Raw genomic sequence first — 19,140 nt, 5'->3', positions numbered from 1 at the left:
CTACCCATCAGTTGGTGTTGGTGGGCATTGCATTGCGGTTGATCCATACTACCTCATTGAGCGAGCGCGGAAAGCTGGGTTTGACCACAAGTTTTTGAAGCTGGCACGGGAAATTAATAACAGTATGCCAGGATACACTGTTGGCAAGCTTCGAGATGTTCTGAATGAAATTGGGAAATCAGTGAAAGATACACATGTTGGCGTACTTGGCTTGTCCTACAAGGCAAACGTTGGAGACATTCGTGAGAGTCCTTCACTAAAAGTCATTGAATTGTTGAAGCAGTTTGGGGCGAAAGTCCATGTGTACGATCCTTACTTTGTGGAACAGTCTACGGAAAAGGATTTGGATAGTCTTCTGAAAAATGTAGATGCAGTTATTCTGGCAACGAACCACAAGGTCTTTCTGGAAAAACTTACCCCAAATTTTTTGCAGCGGAAGAAAGTACGGATTGTTATTGATGGGAAGAATGCGCTGGACAAAGAGGGTATACTCGCCGCCAAAATTTTGTACAAGGGGGTTGGGAGATGAGTATTTGCGGAACCCAAGGAAGCAAGGTAGAATACGAGTGCGCTGAAACGTGAATTTTTAGTTAATTTATTCACTCATTATCTGTTGACCAGATGAAAAAGAATATACCTAAGGTAGCTATTGCCCGAACTCATCGAAGTTTGATAACCGGGGGTGCGGGCTTTATTGGAAGCCATCTAGCCGATCACCTGTTGCGCCTCGGTCAGGATGTGTATGTGTTGGATGATCTATCTACAGGAAAATTCGAAAATATTGCACATCTTGAGAAGAACCCACATTTTCACTATGAGATTGATTCAGTGCTAAATACTAAAGTAGTTGGTAAGTATGTTGACCTTGTTGATGATGTCTACCATTTAGCAGCGGCAGTTGGCGTCCGAACAATCATTGATCACCCAATGCGATCATTACAGGTGAATATCCAGGGAACGGAGAATGTCCTAGCGGCTGCAAATAAAAAGAAGCGAAAAGTTTTTATTGTTTCAACTTCGGAGGTATATGGGAAGAACGGTCAGCGTGGGAGTTTTAAAGAGACAGACGATCGTCTGCAGGGGCCTACACATATTTCCCGTTGGGGGTATGCAGCTTCGAAGGCCATTGATGAGTTTATGGCCTTCTCGTATTACAGGGAGCGAGGATTACCAGTAGTCATCGCACGCTTTTTTAATGTCGTTGGACCTCGTCAAACTGGACAGTACGGTATGGTGGTCCCCAATTTTGTGCAGCGGGCTTTGAGCAACAAGAACATTACAATTTACGGAAGCGGCAAACAATCGCGGTGTTTCTGCTATGTCCAGGATGTGGTGGAAGCGATGGCAAAACTTATGGCTAGCCCACGAGCAGTTGGTGAGCTTTTTAATCTTGGGACCGGAGAGGAAATAACTATTGAAGGCTTAGCGAAAAAGGTGAAGACATTAACGAAGAGTAAGTCCTTAATAACTCGAATTCCTTATGAGAAAGCATACGATGGAGGTTTCGAAGATATGATGCGACGCAAACCAAATATATCGAAGGTGCGTAAGTACATTCGTTGGCAGCCTCACACATCTTTAACCCAAACCCTGCAAAACGTTATTACCCACTTCAAAAATGAACAATAGGAAAGTCGTCGTAGTTCTTCCGGCATACAATGAGGGAGCGAGAATTGCAGATGTTGTAAGGAAAGTACGAACTTACGTTGATGAGGTAATTGTTGCTGATGATGGGTCCAAAGATAGCACCAGTGAAGAAGCTCGACAGATTGGAGCAATAGTAGTCCGCCATCGTATTAATCTTGGAAAAGGAGCGGCATTGCAAACTGGAGTTCAAGCGGCCATTCTTAGAGGCGCAAAAACGATTGTACTGATGGATGCTGATGGGCAGCACCCGCCGGAAAAAATTCCTGAGCTTGTAGAGAAAATTCATGGTGGAGCGTACGATATTGTTTTTGCGTACCGGAAGCATGACCATGAAATGCCAGGCTACCGACGTTTTGGTAATCAATGGCTGAACTTTTCCGTACGTTTTCTCTTTGGGATGCTCGTTAGTGATGTGTGGTGCGGGTTTCGAGCATTCCGAGCAGATATTTACCCATTGATTCAATGGCAGCGGCAGAACTATTCTGTTGATGTTGAAATGGCGTTACGTGCAGCCCAACACAAACTCAGGTATTGTGAAGTTCCTATCCCCACAATCTACCATGATGTGTACAAAGGGGTTTCAATCGTCGATGGTATTAGATTACTTCTCAACATTCTTATTTGGCGATTTACCTTATGATTCTGATTCAAATTTTTGGAATTTTCATAGCAATTCTTTTGTTGTACTATACATACCTTAGTTATAGAAAGCATGTACTAGGGCTGCGAGAGTTTCTTCCCTGGGCCATTCTCTGGGTTGGTCTTATTCTCGTTACTATATTCCCATCAATAGTCAATGTTTTTCTTGAAGGCTTAGGGATTAGTCGAGCACTCGATTTATTTGAGATTGTTGCAATTTTCATCCTCTTAGTTGTTATTTTTCATAATTACATTACGGTACATCGACTTGAAAATCGAATAGAGAAATTTGTACGGGCTGAAGCTCTGGAAAAAGTAGGCAACGATGAGACTCAGTAAGTTGCAAATATGTATGTGAGCATCAAAGAAATAGCATGATCATTTGCCTGCCACGCACAAGTCGTGCAAATGTTTTCGTTTTTAATTTTGCGTGTTTAACCACTTAGTATTTTATGTTGACTGCTAGTCATTTACCTAAAATTTCAATTGTCATTCCCTCGTACAATCAAGGGAGTTTTATTGCTGCGACAATCCGTAGTGTACTAGATCAAAATTACTCGCAACTTGAACTCATTGTTATTGATGGTGGTTCTACAGACCAAACCCTACAAGTATTGAAGGAGTTTGGAAACCGTATTCAGTGGGTATCAGAAAAAGATGCAGGGCAGTCAGATGCAATAAATAAGGGTTTACGAAGGGCAACGGGTGAAATAATTGGATATTTAAACTCTGATGATTTATTACTGCCAGGTTCACTAAACCGTGTGGCGAATTTTTTTCAGACTCACCCGGATAATCAGTGGGTTACTGGCCTTTGTCGCATTGTGAACGAAAAAGGGGTAGAAATAAACAAGCCCATTACCATGTATAAGAATTTTCTGTTGCATCATTATCGTCATTGGACTTTGTTGGTTACTGATTATATTAGTCAAATGTCAACATTCTGGCGAGCTGACGTGATGCAAAGAATTGGTCTATATTCGGTATCCGAACATTTAGTTATGGACTACGATTATTGGTTGCGCCTAAGCGTCTTTGGGCCGCCAGGGATAATTGATGACTATCTCTCTTGTTTCCGCATTCATAGCAGTTCGAAGAGTGTAAACAGGACAAAACAGCAATTTCATGAAATGTATTTGGTTGCGGGTAGACATACCAACAATCGTTTCATTCTCTTCTTTAATCTATTCCACGGTAAGCTTACCTTGTTGGTGTATAGGTTTTTAACCCTACTTGGACGCCGATGAGAATTTTGTTAGTCACACCATATTTTGCCCCGGCCTGGTCTTTTGGTGGCCCTGTAAAAGTGGTGCATGACCTTTCAAAGGAACTAGTGTCGCGTGGTCATCAGGTTACAGTCATTACCACGGATGTTTTGAGCAGAGGTAAAAGAAATGAAAAACGAAACGACCTCATCCATGGTGTAGAAGTTATTTATTTTAAGAATGTTAGTAACTATTTAGCTTTTCATTTCAATTTTTACTTTCCTTTTAGTCTTAAGTCTTGGTTAAGTAGGAACATCAAGCGCTACGACATAATCCATTGCCATGACGTTTTTAATTGGTTAAACGTTCATGTTGCCCGGAAGGCAATGGAAAGTCAAATTCCTTTTGTTGTGCAACCCCATGCTTCACTTGATAAAATTCGGATGAATGCGGGGCCAAGATTTATTAAATTTCTTTTTTTGAAATTTTATCCATACATTCTTTCTTCGGCTAAGGCGATTATCACGTCCAATGAGCATGAGAAATCAGTTTTATTCAGTCGCCAGGTAAAACAACCAGAACAGAAATTGTTCGTAGTTCCAAACGCTGTATCCGAAGAGCAAATCTCCAAACCTCACCACAGCGAGAGTTTTCGTGCCAGACAGGGTTTGCAAGCAAACGAAAAGGTCATTATTTACTTTGGACGTTTTCAAGCCATTAAAGGGCTTGATATTACCATTCGTGCGCTTGCTCTCTTGAAAGGTTTTCCATATAAATTTATACTCATTGGTCGTGATGAAGGGATGCTGCCGAGATTAACGACCTTGGCGGCTGAGTTGGGTATTAGAGAAAAACTCATTATTTTGGAGCCGCTATTTCGTGATAAACTTGTTGAGTATTTGTCTAATGCTGATTTGTTTGTGCTCAATTCTAAATCCGAAGGAAAGCCGCTGGCAATCATGGATGCTTGTGCGGCCGGGTTACCCGTCATCATCAGTCCAGGTTGTAACATGCCCGAAGTAGGACGTTATGGCGCAGGGATTGTTCTTGAAGATAATACCCCCCAGGCTACGGCGAGTGCAATCCAAAGGTTTTTTTCAGATGAAAAGCTTCAGATGGACATGAGGATAAAGTGTCATGAATTGATTAAACGTCAGTTTAATCTACGAATAATCGTTGATCAGTATATTTCGATTTACAAACAGTGTATCTAGTCTCTTCAGCAAAGTAACTGGATAGTAAAGCAAACTTCCTTATGAGCGATTTTCCCGATCTTCGTAACAAACGCGTGTTAATTATTGGTGGTCTTGGATTGATTGGTAGTACCACCGCACGGTATTGTATTCAATCTGGTGCACAGGTTACTATTGCGGATAATAGAGCACCAGATTATGGTGCAAATGATTACAACCTTGCCGACCTTCATCAAAAGTATTCCTTAGAGATTGGGGATGTTCGGGAGAGCACCTTTGTCGACACAATTGTGAAAGGACAAGATTTCATTTTCAACTTTGCTGCACAGGTGAACCATAACGTGAGTATTGAGAAGCCAATACTCGATAATCAGATTAATTGCATAGGCCATATTAATGTCCTAATGGCGTGCCGAAATTATAACCAAAAGGCAAAAATTGCCTACCCTGGTTCACGATTGCAGTACGGGAAAATACTACATTTGCCGGTGGCTGAAGACCATCCGCGTGAACCATTGAGTATTTACGCAATCCATAAGAATACCGCTGAGCAGTACTACCAGGCATTTTTTAAACACTATGGTATTCGATCAACGTGCTTCCGCATTACTAATCCCTATGGTCCGCGCAGCCAGATGAAGAGTTCGGGATATAGTATTATTAACTGGTTCATTCGTCTGGCACTGGATAATCAGACCATCAATGTTTTTGGTGGAGGGCGACAATTCAGAGATTATATTTACATTGATGATCTCGTTGATGGTCTTGTACGCTCGACCGTTCAAGGTGAAACTGATGGGAAGGTCTATAATGTTGGTTCAGGTGAGAAAACTCGATTTATTGATATGGCAAGAACAGTTGTAGAGGTGGTGGGTGGGGGAGATATTCAGGATATTCCTTGGCCAAAAAACTATGATAATTTTGAAACTGGCGATTTCTATGCAGACATTGAGAGTATAAAGAAGGATACAGATTGGGAACCTAGTACGAAATTACGAAATGGGATTGAACAAACAGTCAGCTACTATCGGGAGCATCGATCTCATTATTGGTAGATTAGAATTAAAGTAATTACATGCAAATAGACTGGAGCATTGTGCAAGCAACTTTGGCACTGACGTGTATTACTTTTTTCCTTGGCGTTCCTCTTAAATGGGTGTCGCAAAAAGTACCGTACTACTGTTTGCCTGCAATTGGTTTGATTGTTTTTGGTGGGGTAGTGACACCAATACTATACTTTTTTGGGAACTTTCAGCTAGTTATATTACTTCGAGTCACAATGCTCCTGTCAGGTTTTGGGGTTGTTTTGTTGTTTCCAGTATTTAAGAAGTCATTTCCTTTTAGAAAGCCAACAGTTTATGCTTTCATCGGAGTGTTACTATTCGTTATTTTTGCTTTTGGATTATTTGTACAGGCAAGTAAATATTCGGTGCCAGGAGGGATCGACCCCGCTGTGCACGTTGCGTACATTAGCCATATAAAATTAGTTGGAGATTTTCAAATTACCTATCCGCTTGGGATGCATCTGTTGACCATACTGGTGGAAGAAATTTCATCACTTTTTACACCCGCTATACTTTTAGGATTGCAGATTTTTTTCTTACTTAATATTTCGTTACTCGTTTACTACATTATTAAACGTATATCTGGCTACACGCTCGCCGGAATATTCGGCACACTCGCTGTCATAATCGACGCAAGTCTATTCAATAATCACCTTAACGGATCTTTGTCGCACTTGTTTGGTGTGTTTCTTGTCACTTTTGGGGTCGCATTTACAATAACTGTTAAGGAAAAAAGTAAAGTTTTTAATTTCTTTGCGCAGTTAATTTTTTACATTTCCATATTGTATTTCCACTTCATTTCGCTATTCATACTTCTTCCAGTGCTATGGCTATTGCGTATATTCTATGCAAGACGTCCGCATTGGTCACTCATATTTGTTTTCCCACTCAGCGTCCTCATTGCCGTACCCGTCCTCGTTAGAATGTCGGGTGTTCCTGGGTTTACGTTTCAAATTATTGTTGCATGCTTGGCGTGTGTGGTGGTAGAAACGGTAATACACTTCTTAACTGAAAAGCTTAAAGTACTATTATCAAATATTTGGACCCTATCCTTCATTAGCATTATAGCGTTACTTACCTTTCACTATTTGTACATTCGAACAGGCGTGATGCAACCCTGGTATGGCCCGTTCATATTACTATTTTCAGTTCTTGGAATTATTTTTGTTCTTCTAAAGAGAATGAGGGGTTGGTATCCTTTTATTCTCTATTCTAGCGGTCTTGCAATATTTGATTACGTATTAACATTGTTGCCAACAAACGTAGATATTGGAGTTTTTCGGCAAATGATTTTCTATTACGGCTACACTACTTCTTTTATTCTCCTTGGGGCGGTTTTTCTATTTTCTCTACTGCAGTTGATACCACGTCGGGCAATGAAAGTGTCTTTCATTGCGGTGATGCTCATTGCTTCCGTCTATGTCGCAAGTTCACGTTTCTTCGATAAAGTTTTTGTAACTCCCACCTGGGCAGTATCTCGGTATGGGAAGAGCGATGGGTTTGGCTTGTTCTATACCCTCGATGATGTGCGTGTAGCCAATTGGGCAAGGCAAAATTTACCAAAAGATGTGGGCATTGCTAATCCTGGTGGCTTATACAATGCCTGGGCCACAGTTTCAGAAAGAAAGACTTTGTACTTGGCTTTTAGTGTAATGAATAGTGCTGACCCCAAAAACACTCATCAAGAAGTGGTAAACTTATTGACGAACAATACTCTTTCGTGTCCGCAATATTTACAAAAAGAAAATTTCCAGTATTTATTTATTCCCGCGCAGTACGAACTTTGGCCGTATAACCCGTGTCTTAGCTTAGTGCATCAGTCCGGAAAAGCACGTCTCTATAAGATTAGTAGCGGACCCGTAGTATCCAATACTATTCAAACCGTTAATTTATCCGATCCGTCAAAAAGTAACACCATTTCTATTACCGGCGATTATTCAGTTGTCTGTCCGTACTGTAATAGTCGTTTGTATTATCAATTTCAGGAAATTGGTCGAGCACTTCGTGTTCCAAGCAAAGGAACGGTAGTTATTACTATTGCAAGCCCAAAGCAGGACAGGCGTATTAATCTACTTGTTCAGGGTACAAATCTTTCTGGTGATGCGGTCATTATTGGTGAGAACAGTGAGAACATACAATTTCATGGCTCCTACCTTTTACGGGATTATTTGCAGCGTAGTGGTCGAACCCTACAGATCCAAATAGAAGATGCAAATGCAAACTCTGCCAGCATTCAGCTGGTTGCATTGGAAACACTAAGGTAGTACAACCTTCTAGGTTGAAGGGTTTATTTTAGTAAAAGAATGTTGCGTACAAGATTTTCCCACCAGTTACGATGGTAGCACTTTTTTTACTACAAAGACATTATTAAAATACAGCTTGGAGTTGCGAGGTGCAAGGTATTTTATTATTAACCCAAGTACTGTAAAAGGGAAAATGAAGATAGTACACAATAGTGTATTAAGGTATCGATTTTTTGTATCCAAAATGTTGTAGATGTACAAACAGAGGAGTTGAGCCAGAACTTCTGCAAAATGTGAATCCTTTTCCTGTTTCAGTATTTGAAAGCCATTTTTTTCTAGTAAATAGGCAAGACCGAATGAAGAGTAGCGTCCAAAATCAAAAGGCACTTCGTGTTCATCCCAAACAAAAGGTGCTATGAAGAGGCATGTGCCATCGGGTTTCAAGACCCTATGAATTTCTTTTAGGGAATTTTCAAGTTCAAAGATATGTTCAAATACTTGTGAACTGAAGCAACTATCAAAGTACCCATTTCCAAAAGGAATCACTTTTCCATCGTAGTATACATCAACAGGTTCACTTTCATGATCATGGCCAACTTGTTGCACATCTATTCCTACATACTTTTGGACCGTAAATAGATGCTCATATGGCTTATCTCCGCATCCAAAATCGAGCGTCATTCCCTGGAGCTCATGCGCATTTTTTTTAATCGCCTTGTAAATGCTTATGCGGACTAAGTAGAATGGATTTATGAGTAATCCAATAATCCCTGGTCGAAATAGTTTTGATTTTAATATTTTTAGTAGTTTCGTTGTCATAATTGTTTTTTGAATAGTTGTTCATATTTTGCAACTACCGTATCTAAGGAGAAATTGTCGCTAAAATAAATCTTTGAAAGGGTTGAGGCATGCTCCCAATTTTTTGGCGAAGTATACTTCCGTATTGCCAGAATTCCTTCTGCTACGGTTGTAACGCAGGAACCATGTATTTTCTCAAGGAGATTATCTGGGTTCACGCCAAAAGTAATAATTGGAAGTCCAAAACTCATGGCTTGTAAAAATGTCATAGGCAAACCCTCGTACGTTGAAGTATTTATGAGCATACTGGATTTTTGGTAGTACGTATCGACTTTTGAGAAGGCAACCCTTGGGACGTAGGTGATATTTTTAATTTTCCCCATTTTTTCAATGATGTCAATTGCATAGCTGCCGTCAATCGTTTCAGCTTGGCCAATGAGTGTAAATTGACGATCCGGTAATAGTTTTGCAATCTCGAGAAGTATTTCTGGACGTTTGATGCGGATTAATCGACCAACCCAGAGAATTGGTCCATGCATATTTCCTTGGTCACTATGGACAGGGTACGCATTTGGAATGATCGTTGCTTGGTAGCCCTGTTTTTTTAGCCAGAGTTGTTGGTATTCGGTTTGGACAATAATTTTTGTTGTCAGCCGTAAACCAAGTTTAAAAAGAAAACCCTGGAGTACATTATTTTTTACGTATCGTCCGTCAGCTTCTATATCACTTGCAATGCGGTAATACAGTATTTTTCGGTTTAACCAACAAAAAATTGCGACTATGCAGAGTTCAAAGTTTGCACCCTCCATAAAGTACACGTCTGCATTGATCTGCCGAAGGGTTCGGTAGAGGCGCTTTAGTGCACGGAAAAACTGCACGAGCAATGAGCCCGAGCCTTTGGGCGGGTAGCTTTTATACAGCGTCAGATAATCATTGATGTTTTCCTTTTCAATCTGTCCGTAATCATGGACAATGAATGACACTTGGTACCCCTTTTTGCAAAGCGCCTGGCCAAGGAGATACTGGTCGATTTGCGCGCCACCAAAGGCCTCTGGATGTTCAGGGTGGAAGAGGGAATAGCCACGGTTCATGACGAACGCAATTTTCATATTGAACGTACAATTCGACGAATGAATGTATGAAGCACGTACGTAGGGCTGATGCATAGAGCATAGCTAAACGACATACACGATGCCACATAACGTTTCTTTTGGAAGAGCAGCCAGGCGAGAGCTAAATAGAGGGAGCAGTGCGCATCATGACGCCGTACTTCAACCCGTTTGTTCCCAACCTCCTGGCTAGAGTTATGGTATTTACGGAAATTATGCCAGCCTGGCCAGCCAACAAGTTTTGTCATACCTTGCTTCTTTAAGGCATTTACTGTCAGTGAAGCGGCGTTGTGTCGCTGGATGTCTGCGTACTTGCTTGTTGTGTTCTCTGGGGTATGGCGCCAAAGGTAGAGGATTTCTGGTAGGTTAGCGTATTTGCCAACCGAAGCAAGGCGAATCCAAAGATCGTAGTCTTCGACGTGCACAGCCTCTTGCCGATATTTGAAACTTCCTTGTTTGAGCGCTGAAGATCGTACCATAATTGTGCCATGGCCAAATGGCGTTTTTGTATAAAGCTCACGCTTTATATCCACATCATCCAACAGGGCAGGGAACGCTCCCGTTATTTGATTATCATTGTTAATATAGGCGAAAGTAGTCCCTACCAAGATATGTTCCGGGTGTGTATTGAAAAAATCAATTTGTTTCGTGAAGCGGTTTGGAAGCGAAATATCGTCTTGATCCATTCGGGCAATGTACTCACCCTTGGCTAGAGCGATACCGGCATTCAGCGCAGCTCGTAATCCTTGATTTGTTTGGCTTACGATGTGTAGGCGAGGGTCTTGAAAGCTTGCTAGTGTTTTTAATGAATTATCTGTCGATCCATCATTAATGATAATGCATTCGTAATCGGCAAAAGTTTGGTCCAGGATACTCTGGACCGCTTGCCGCAAGTATGGTTCACCGTTGTAGACCGGGAGAATAATGGAAACCTTGGGCATACTAGAGCTTCTCCCAGTGATCTGGAATAATGTCGCGGGTATCAATGTTCCTATTTGCAAACCATCGCTTTGGTGCAATGACGTGTTTCTCAGGGTGGGTACCAAGCCACGCGCCCCACCAGCTAAAGGTTGAATTTGCTATTACGTTGTGTCGGCAAGCAGCCATTAGGCGTAAATCTTCATGTGCTTGGTCACTAGAATTCCAATCGACAAATACGGTTGAGAGTTCAAAGCTGAGGTTTGCCTTCACCCACGCTTGGTCGTCGCTGAAGACGTAGATGGTTGCATTTGGCTCAATTTTTTGTAACTTTCGGATTGCTGTCTGGTAGTACTCAACCGAAGCAGTTCCGTGGAAAGCATTTGTCTGCTTACTGGCCACATAGTCGCCGCGACGTACGTGGATTGATATTGTGGGTACGTTCTGAATGGCACGTAGCGCCTCCGCATTCTTCCCAGTTGCAGAATTTCGTAAAGTTAACTCTTTCCGGATAGTATCCGCTATGGCACTGAAGTATTTTTCCGATTGCCAGTACCCATCTAGGTAGGCAGGTGGTTGAAGCTGTAGGATACTTGGGTTGAAAGCGAAGCCGAAGTCTTGTGCATACCTCTTCGTGTCAGCCGTGAAAAGGGACTTGACGTATCCAATGAGCCCAGGTTTTCGTTGGAATCGTTCAAGTACCTTAACTGCATCTGGGTTTGCTGGTGTAACTTGGGTCTGGAAGTTGTCTAACTCATACTTTCGTTTGATTTCGTTTGATGTTTTTGTGTACCAGGATACATCAAATGCAACTGGTACATTCTGGGTAAGCTGGATACAGCGGCCCAGTGCGTACTGGAAGAGCTGGTTCCCTAAGCCACCGTGGATTTTGACGATGACGTTACCCTTCATACTCTTGTCGCTGGCTTAAAGAATTTTGTGTAGCTTTGTTGGTGTTCAATAAGATACGCCGGTAAATCTCGATCTTCTAGCCAGAATGTAAATTTTCGGCCGATGAAATCTTGGTTCTTTTCCATCCGTTTTTCGATTTGTGATTTTATCTCCTGATTGTTGAATTCTTGGTGACCGTAGGATTCTAGTTTTTTTCGGATTTGATCTGCCCCACCTTGGTTGGTGAAGTGCCAACCACCATTCTTTATGTAAGTATACTTCGTCTTGCTCGCCGTTCGCAGGTGATTGAGACAACCATGCTTGATATTCTTATACTTCGTCACGAGGGTGCCAGCCCAAGGTTCACTTGATCGATTATTGAAGTAGTATACGTAGACGAGTTGTTTCAATTTGAAAATGTCGTCTTTTCGAATGTCGACAACTGCCGCAGGATTCCATATTTCATCAACATCTGAAACGTAGCAAATATCATTGTCGGCAAGTTGTACTAATGCCTTTCGAATGCTTTCTTTTTGGTAAAACTCTTTCAGCCAGTGTAGTTGTCCTGGTGGGACATTATCAGATGTAAGTGCCTGCTGTAGAATTTCCTGTTCTAGTGTACCCCCAGAGGTTTCTTGTAGGCGCCCTCGGAACGCAGCTTCAGTTGCCGGAACATCATCAATGACGTAGTGGAGGATTTTATCCTGAAACTTTTTATAACGCTCCTTATTCTCTTCGTAGTACAGCCTTTTGGGTAGGCCTGAGAAGGTTTCCGTAGATTCAATAATGACAAAGTAGTCAACGTATGGGTAGAGAATATTCAAACGAATTTCCAGAAGGTCAAGTTCGTTAAAAAAAGTAAAAACATCGTAGAGCTTAATCTGCTTGCGGTATTCGGTAATTTCAGAACGGTTTTTTTTTACATTCAAAAATGGAATTTTCATTTGTTTAGTAATATTAGTGCTGCTTCTGTGAGCGCCCTGGCTTTTCTCATGAATTTCTTCTTCAGTGAAGGCTTGGTTATTTTATTTTTTTTTATTCCTAAGAAAGTCTCGTCTAAAGGGGCCAGCATTTCTTCGCTTACTATGTAAGGCGCATTCCATATGGTGTGCAACGCCCTTTCGATAATGTGTGATTCCCCAGGTATTGCCGTACTGCAATGGGAAACAAATAGACGCAAATTTTGGTAAAAAACTTTTGGAAGCTTAAGAATGTTTGCCTTGGGGAGAATGTAGTTAGCTCCTGGTGCAAACCTAACGTATCTTGGAATAACGGGGTTCACAAAACAAAATTGTATAAAATCATTATACGAATGAAAGTATTTCGTTGGATGAGATTCGTTCAAGTACCAGCTGTTGTTTATTTCGCAAAAGCCACCATCTGACGAAAAAAAACAAATTGGCCAGTAGACTTTATGCTTTCGAAAATCTTCAATTGGTGTAAAATATTTGTTATTCACTAGTTTATTAAAAATTTCTTTTGGTACATGCCTTGGAAAAACATTTCCAGATGCTAAGATTGTAACGTCTGGTAGTGCATCATAATGCTCAATTATATATGTACAGTAGTCACGGATATTATGGCCAAGGTGGGGGCTTTGAATAACCTTCGATTTATCCAATTTTGGTGGATAAATTTTTGAATTACTCTGGTCGTAAACAATATAATTGTCTGTGTATTCTGGAACCCAACTGAGATCGTTGTAGTAGTTTGAGATAACCAAAAAATTTTCTTTAATTTTTGCTTGTGCATAGTAGTTGGAATGTTTCCGCTGAAATTCTGTATGTTCTTTTTTGCATGTATCGTAAGAAAAAATTTCTCCTTCACGATCAAGGTAATGCCAGTTTGTCGTAATGTTATAACCACAACTCCAATATCCGTCTGATAAATTATATTGAGACCAATATTTTGGAGCAATACAAAATTTTAAATTTTCATTTAACCAAGCTGGAAACCAGGCAAATGTGGAATTTGAAAGAATGAGGTACTTCGCATTTTTTATAATGGCATAGTCTTTGCCAATACTGAAATGAAAAACCTTAAACTTTGGAAAAAACTTTTTTGCCGCTGAAACATCATCGGTAATTACAACAAACTTCATGTTTGAATTAATTTTTTTCATTTCCAATACCGCATTATCCCAGTAACTTCTTGGCAGAAAAACATCTTTTACATGCACGTATTCACCACCACGAAAATTAATGATGCAAATATTTTCATCAGAGTAGTCAAGACATTCAAATTCTTTCTTCACACGCAACCAATTCCTAATTTCATCACGGCGGTGTGCTATGTACTGTTCATCCTGCATTAAACCGTCAATTTTTGTGTTATCTGGAGCGTCAACTAGATTTTTATCGTAAAGCCGGATATCACAACCATCAGACGGATGGGAAATTCGTCTTTCTTGGTAGTAATATTCAATACCGTCGGGTAAAGTCTGCGGTGGACCACCTTCAGGTCCCGAACCCCCTATTACTGCATTCCCAAAGTCAAGATTCAAAAAATCCAAACATTTAAATTTTTCTGGATGTTGTATTCCAAATGTGTATCCCTTGTCCTTGGCGATGACTCGGGTAGTGACGTAACACCACAGTTGGTTCCCAAGACCCTGTCCTTTGTAGATTTCAGTGACCAGCATTGTTCGTAGAGTGAGCGAGTTCGAAGTCTTGAAGCGTCATGCTTCCGCGTTTTTTTTATAGATGCTCTTTACCACTTTGATCCCGTTACGTATTTTCCTAACACTATGCTTTTCAAAAAAATTCATTATCTTAATACTCGTTTTTTTTGGGAAATTGTTTGTGGTAAAGGAAATGTGTTTATTTGTTAAGCGCAGTAAACCATGATTCCTCATATAGCTGTCAACCCTTTTTTCAAAGCATTCACCGGCGTAACCTGGGTACCTATCAGAAGCCTGGTTGTATTCGTTGTATATCTTGTTTTTAAAAACATGCGTTGGTACTAGATAGCAATTATCAGAGAAGCCGTAACCAATGTACCAGTCCCTTATTTCAGTAAGGGATTCAGCTTTTGCTCCCTCATACTTTTCGTTCCAGCAAGGATTCGCGCAAACGTACTTACTCTCAGTCTCCATTAATTTGATTGCTTCGCTTATCCATTGAGAAGAGTTATTTTTTTCTATGTACGAATCGGTCGTAAAATGCAAAAGATATTCCGTTTTGCAAAGATACAGTCCAACAAGTTGTGCCCTTGAAAAATTTAACCCACCCTTAAATGAGGATTCTTTAATGCTAAAAAATTTCAAGGCTTCCTTAATGTAATCATTTGAAAAATGGTATTCATCAATTACACCACGCGCTATATTTTTTTCGCACAGCTGGGCAACCTTCCTCTTATTGAAAACTTTATTTACTAGTACAATTCTTTTTTCAAAATTGTAATTACAATTTTTTATTGCCCTTTCCAGACGATCACCGGTTAGGATGTATTCGTAATCATTTTCGTAGCATTGTGTTTCGTAGGTAACCATATGGAGTATTATAAGTGGAGCGCCTTTTTTACCTTAGAACCAAGGAAGTACCCAAATGGAATTGCCGAGGTGTTCTTATGGAAGCCAAAGGGTTGTGGTATTGAGTCTTCACAATTAGTCTCCTTGCTAAATCTTGAGGCGACCTCAACTGGTGCAAATTGTATTCCGTATTCCTCGAGTTGTTTTCGGTAGTACACGCAGATTATTCCATCTTCGTTGAAAAACCCTGTACCGTTATCCGTAAATGGTAACTGAAGGTCGTGTAGCACATTTAGTAACTTTTTGCTGCGGAGTGAAAACCCACCATTTCCTACCCGCACATTTTTTCCATCAGATGTATAGTGCGTATCTTTGGGCCAAGGCGCTGCGATGTAATCATACCTAAAGAAGTTTGGCTCCCATTTTTTTGGTCTTACAACAAATCCATCATACTGGATTACGAGTGCGTATTCGGTAGTAATATACTTTCGTAACTCATACGCCATAAACCTGCTATACGAATCGATACTCTGAATTTTCTCACATCGCTGAAAATCAATACCTCGTGGTAATTTTTTCGGTTTTTCGTGGGAGATGAGTAACACCCTGCCGAATTGTATGCCCTGCATCGAGTATTCAAGTGCTCGAATTGTTTCTGGAATTTTTATTGACGAAACGGCAACCAGTGTGACATCCGGAAGTTGCAGTATTTGTTGTGCAGATTTTTTAAATTTATTTACAACGTATTCAAGTTCTTCTTTGCGAACCTTTTCCGTTGCCTCGGTATTGGTAATTTGATGATCGCCTGTACGTATTGCCACAGTAATTGCATTCACGAGTTTTGGTGGGCCGAATGCGTCATGATAGCGTTTGTAGAAATCGCAATCCACCAGCCACTTCAGTTTGGGGTCAAAGAATAGGGGATGGTCATTCTTTATAGCAATGACCGAAGGTGCCCCTATTGTGTTCTTTCCTTTGAATACATTTCGATTGTACTTCGGGTAGTGAGGACGGTAAAAGGATTTTCCATCAGACGTGTGTTCGCATCCCGTTGCAAGCCAGGTATCTGTTTGTAGATCGAAGTTATCAGAAATAATTTGCAGAGACTTCTCATTGAAGAGGAAATCATCCTGAAAGACAATTTTAATAATTTTCCCTTTTGCATGCCGGATTGCATTGTTTGCATTCGCAGCCATGCCACCCGTTGGGTCTGTATTCACATAGTACTGGATGGAGAGTTTCGAGCGGTACTCCTCACACAGCTGTTTGACGAAAGGCGTTTTGGAGTAGTCTGAAATGACTACTTCAAAGTCGCGATACATTTGGACTGTGAGTTTCTCAAAGCTTTCGCGTAGGAATACATGCCCCACGCCACCCATGTCGTAGCAGGGGATGCAAACGCTAATGTAAGGCTGACTATTCATGGAAGGTGCGTTGTATCCCTTCCTCCAGGCTCACCGCCGGTGTCCAGCCAGGAATTGTTACGCCCTTACTCCAAGTTTCCATTACTTCCCGTGGCCGGTACGGACGTGCACCCCATTGGATATTCAAGGTAACACCAGTGACCTTCTGGAAGATGTCCGCAAGCTCCTTGAGCGGACGTGACCGGCCTGACGTCAAGGCAAATACGCAACCGTTGGATTTTCGCTCTGTGTCACGGGTGAGAAGTTCCGTGAGACGCACGTAGCCATCGATGACGTTGTCGATGTAGCTAATGTCCAGGCACTGATCGCCGGGGGACATGTCCAAGCGTTCGTGGGTTTTCGCATGCTTCATCCAGAGATTAAAGATTTTTGGACGCGTGTCGCCTGGGCCGAACGTATCACTCAGTTGCAGCGTGACAAAATTTATAGATGACGTTGCGGCGTAGTACTTGGCAATGTCTTGGAATGCCTGCTTCGTTGCGGCGTAGAGGTTCACTGGGTCGTACTCACTGTCTTGGTAGTGCTGCCAGAATGTGCCGGTATTGATAAACCATCCCACGCCACCTTTACTTGCCGCCTCGAGGAGTGCAGTGGCAAAAAACACATTTGAATCCACTAAGTTAGGAATGTCGGCAGATTTGTGTTGTGCCAAGAAGAGCGAGGCAAGGTGTACGACGCCGTCAAAGTGCTGCGTTTGGAAGTAGCGAGTGAAGTCGTCAATGTTTTTATCGAAAGTGTATGTCTCTACGTGCTGCTCGGTGAAGAAGTGTGTATCCGATGAAGGGCGGGTGACGGCACAGACTTTGTGACCGTTCAACTGTAGGCGTCGGATGAGGTGTTTTCCAATAAACCCCGTGCCGCCGGTGATAAGGATTTTCATACGTTTTGGTTGCTCTGAAAGGTGAACGGGGTATTGAGTTCTGCAAAAGTAGGAAATGCCTTGTCTCGCTGTGATTGGATTGGTTCTGCAACACCCCACGCGCAGCCGAAACTATCTGCTCGGACGCCGGAATCAGATGTTGGTGCGTATGCACTCGTTTGCAGGTACGTGACGCAGGTATCGTCCTCGAGCGCTAGGAAACCATGAGCGCAGCCAATGGGTGCGTAGACCATGTTCCGGTTCTCATCTGAAAGTTCCACAACCACGTGCTGACCGTAGGTGGGTGAGTCTTTGCGAATATCAAGGATGACATCCATGATTTTTCCGCGGGACACATAGACGAGTTTTACGTGGGCATGGGGCGGTGATTGGAAGTGCATGCCGCGTATAACGCCTTTCTTCGAAACAGAGTAGTAGCTTTCCACAAAATCACTTCGGAGATTTGCCTTGGAAAATGTTTCAGCATGAAGCACTTTGACGAAAACGCCCCGCTCATCCAGGAGAGGTTTTGCAGCAATCACGTACACACCAGGAATAGTCGTTGGCGAAATGTTCATGTTCTGGCCCATAGGAGATCTGCTTTGCGTGCATCGCTGACGTACTCCGCTAAGTCTCGGTTGCTATTGACGTGTCCGTTCTGATAGTAGTCTTTGTACCACTCAACTGTTTTCGAAAAAGTTTTTTCGTTGTCCCACAGGCTTTTCCACTGCAATTGTGTACGCGCCTTTGATGCGTCAAGTTGTAAAAGTTTTGCTTCGTGGACGTAGCGTGTATTTTCATCAATTGTATAATGTACTGCATCCCAATACTTTTGCGACCGAGTTATAACTTCTTGGACTGTTAACCCTGCATCATCGTTTGGTCCAAAATTCCAGTTGCCCGCATAGTCTGTAGCTCCCTGTAGAAGCTTCCAACCAAGTTGTAGGTAACCACTCAGTGGCTCAAGGACGTGCTGCCAAGGTCGTGTTGCCTGGGGATTGCGAATTATCGTGGTCGCGCCCACACTGGCACCACGCATGAGATCTGGGAGAAGGCGATCTTGTGCCCAATCGCCACCTCCAATAACATTCCCAGCACGCGCGTCTGCAAGAAGCTGCATCTGGTGATTTTTTGTCACTCTCGTGGGATTAAAAAAAGAGTGTCGATATGCTTGCGCGGCAATTTCTGCGCAACCTTTCGAAGCGCTATATGGATCAGCTCCACCCATAGGATCATCTTCACGATAGCCTCGGTCCCACTCATTATTTTGGTAGCACTTGTCGCTCGTCACATTGACTATTGCTTGTACTGAAGAGTTCTTCCGGCATGCTTCTAAGACATGCACAGTTCCCAGAACATTCGTTGCAAAAGTTTGTACTGGATCCTCGTAGGATGCTCGTACAATTGGCTGTGCAGCTAAGTGAAAAACAATATTCGGCTGCTCCTCCTCCATTACCTTATGAAGGTGTGAAAAATCTAGAATGTCTCCTGAAATAGAAGTCAGTGGAAGCTGCAGAAGTTGGTAGTGGCTCGGTTGGGTTGGGATATCTTTTGCGTAGCCCACAACGTGTGCACCGAGTTTCGTTAACCAGAGAGCAAGCCAGGACCCCTTGAAACCCGTGTGGCCAGTGATGAAGACACGCTTTCCCTTGTAGATGCCACCGAAGAGTTTATCCATGGA

The 19,140-nt window shown here is 42.0% G+C and carries 18 protein-coding genes; 7 read left to right on the top strand and 11 right to left on the bottom strand.

Going from position 1 to position 19,140, the window contains the following annotated elements; genetic code table 11:
* From WCV85_03640 to WCV85_03610, 7 genes are all read left to right on the top strand, one after another.
* Positions 1 to 529 (top strand): UDP binding domain-containing protein (locus WCV85_03640; GenBank protein MFA6473946.1); only part of this gene is annotated, 529 nt, incomplete at its 5' end.
* A 92-nt stretch (positions 530 to 621) separates the two neighbouring features.
* Positions 622 to 1,629, top strand: a complete 1,008-nt coding sequence (locus WCV85_03635; protein MFA6473945.1) for a GDP-mannose 4,6-dehydratase — start codon at positions 622 to 624, stop codon at positions 1,627 to 1,629.
* Complete coding sequence (locus WCV85_03630) at positions 1,619 to 2,287, top strand: glycosyltransferase family 2 protein (protein MFA6473944.1); 669 nt, start codon at positions 1,619 to 1,621, stop codon at positions 2,285 to 2,287. Before WCV85_03635 ends, WCV85_03630 begins: the two co-directional genes overlap by 11 nt.
* A 451-nt stretch (positions 2,288 to 2,738) precedes the next feature.
* Positions 2,739 to 3,533, top strand: coding sequence for a glycosyltransferase family 2 protein (locus WCV85_03625; GenBank protein ID MFA6473943.1), 795 nt, complete (start codon positions 2,739 to 2,741; stop codon positions 3,531 to 3,533).
* The gene (locus tag WCV85_03620; GenBank protein ID MFA6473942.1) at positions 3,530 to 4,705 is read left to right on the top strand and encodes a glycosyltransferase; all 1,176 of its coding nucleotides are present in this window, start codon (positions 3,530 to 3,532) and stop codon (positions 4,703 to 4,705) included. The genes WCV85_03625 and WCV85_03620 overlap by 4 nt, the downstream gene beginning before the upstream one ends.
* Before the next feature lie 41 nt (positions 4,706 to 4,746).
* A complete protein-coding gene (locus WCV85_03615; protein MFA6473941.1) occupies positions 4,747 to 5,739 on the top strand; it encodes an NAD-dependent epimerase/dehydratase family protein in 993 nt (330 codons plus the stop codon).
* Between the two features lie 20 nt (positions 5,740 to 5,759).
* Entirely contained in the window at positions 5,760 to 8,012 is a 2,253-nt protein-coding gene (locus WCV85_03610; GenBank protein MFA6473940.1) for a hypothetical protein, read from the top strand.
* Positions 8,013 to 8,078: 66 nt separating this feature from the next.
* On the opposite strand, the gene WCV85_03605 is transcribed toward WCV85_03610, so the two are convergent.
* Genes WCV85_03605 through rfbG form a run of 11 tightly spaced genes read right to left on the bottom strand, consistent with a single transcriptional unit; the run spans position 8,079 to position 19,137 of the window.
* Positions 8,079 to 8,810, bottom strand: a complete 732-nt coding sequence (locus WCV85_03605) for a class I SAM-dependent methyltransferase (GenBank protein MFA6473939.1) — start codon at positions 8,808 to 8,810, stop codon at positions 8,079 to 8,081.
* On the bottom strand, positions 8,807 to 9,898 hold the full coding sequence (locus tag WCV85_03600) for a glycosyltransferase family 4 protein (GenBank protein ID MFA6473938.1): 1,092 nt from the start codon (positions 9,896 to 9,898) through the stop codon (positions 8,807 to 8,809). The genes WCV85_03605 and WCV85_03600 overlap by 4 nt, the downstream gene beginning before the upstream one ends.
* The gene (locus WCV85_03595) at positions 9,895 to 10,839 is read right to left on the bottom strand and encodes a glycosyltransferase (protein ID MFA6473937.1); all 945 of its coding nucleotides are present in this window, start codon (positions 10,837 to 10,839) and stop codon (positions 9,895 to 9,897) included. Before WCV85_03595 ends, WCV85_03600 begins: the two co-directional genes overlap by 4 nt.
* A 1-nt stretch (position 10,840) precedes the next feature.
* Positions 10,841 to 11,728: an alpha-1,2-fucosyltransferase gene (locus WCV85_03590; GenBank protein ID MFA6473936.1), complete on the bottom strand. Its 888-nt coding sequence runs from the start codon at positions 11,726 to 11,728 to the stop codon at positions 10,841 to 10,843.
* Positions 11,725 to 12,651, bottom strand: a complete 927-nt coding sequence (locus WCV85_03585) for a hypothetical protein (GenBank protein MFA6473935.1) — start codon at positions 12,649 to 12,651, stop codon at positions 11,725 to 11,727. The genes WCV85_03590 and WCV85_03585 overlap by 4 nt, the downstream gene beginning before the upstream one ends.
* Positions 12,648 to 14,348, bottom strand: coding sequence for a DUF3431 domain-containing protein (locus WCV85_03580; protein MFA6473934.1), 1,701 nt, complete (start codon positions 14,346 to 14,348; stop codon positions 12,648 to 12,650). Before WCV85_03580 ends, WCV85_03585 begins: the two co-directional genes overlap by 4 nt.
* A gap of 36 nt (positions 14,349 to 14,384) precedes the next feature.
* On the bottom strand, positions 14,385 to 15,197 hold the full coding sequence (locus WCV85_03575; GenBank protein ID MFA6473933.1) for a hypothetical protein: 813 nt from the start codon (positions 15,195 to 15,197) through the stop codon (positions 14,385 to 14,387).
* Positions 15,198 to 15,205: 8 nt separating this feature from the next.
* Positions 15,206 to 16,600, bottom strand: a complete 1,395-nt coding sequence (locus WCV85_03570) for a DUF5672 family protein (GenBank protein ID MFA6473932.1) — start codon at positions 16,598 to 16,600, stop codon at positions 15,206 to 15,208.
* A complete protein-coding gene (locus WCV85_03565; protein MFA6473931.1) occupies positions 16,593 to 17,480 on the bottom strand; it encodes an NAD(P)-dependent oxidoreductase in 888 nt (295 codons plus the stop codon). The genes WCV85_03570 and WCV85_03565 overlap by 8 nt, the downstream gene beginning before the upstream one ends.
* Positions 17,477 to 18,049 (bottom strand): dTDP-4-dehydrorhamnose 3,5-epimerase family protein, encoded by a 573-nt coding sequence (locus tag WCV85_03560; protein ID MFA6473930.1) that lies wholly within the window; start codon positions 18,047 to 18,049, stop codon positions 17,477 to 17,479. Before WCV85_03560 ends, WCV85_03565 begins: the two co-directional genes overlap by 4 nt.
* Positions 18,034 to 19,137 carry a CDP-glucose 4,6-dehydratase gene (rfbG, locus tag WCV85_03555; protein MFA6473929.1) on the bottom strand — a complete coding sequence of 368 codons (1,104 nt, stop codon included), beginning with the start codon at positions 19,135 to 19,137 and terminating at the stop codon, positions 18,034 to 18,036. Before rfbG ends, WCV85_03560 begins: the two co-directional genes overlap by 16 nt.
* Positions 19,138 to 19,140: the final 3 nt, after the last annotated feature.

Source organism: Patescibacteria group bacterium, assembly GCA_041665345.1.
Classification (GTDB): Bacteria; Patescibacteriota; Patescibacteriia; order PEXW01; family PEXW01; genus JBAYJA01.
This window is presented reverse-complemented; position numbering and strand designations above follow the sequence as displayed.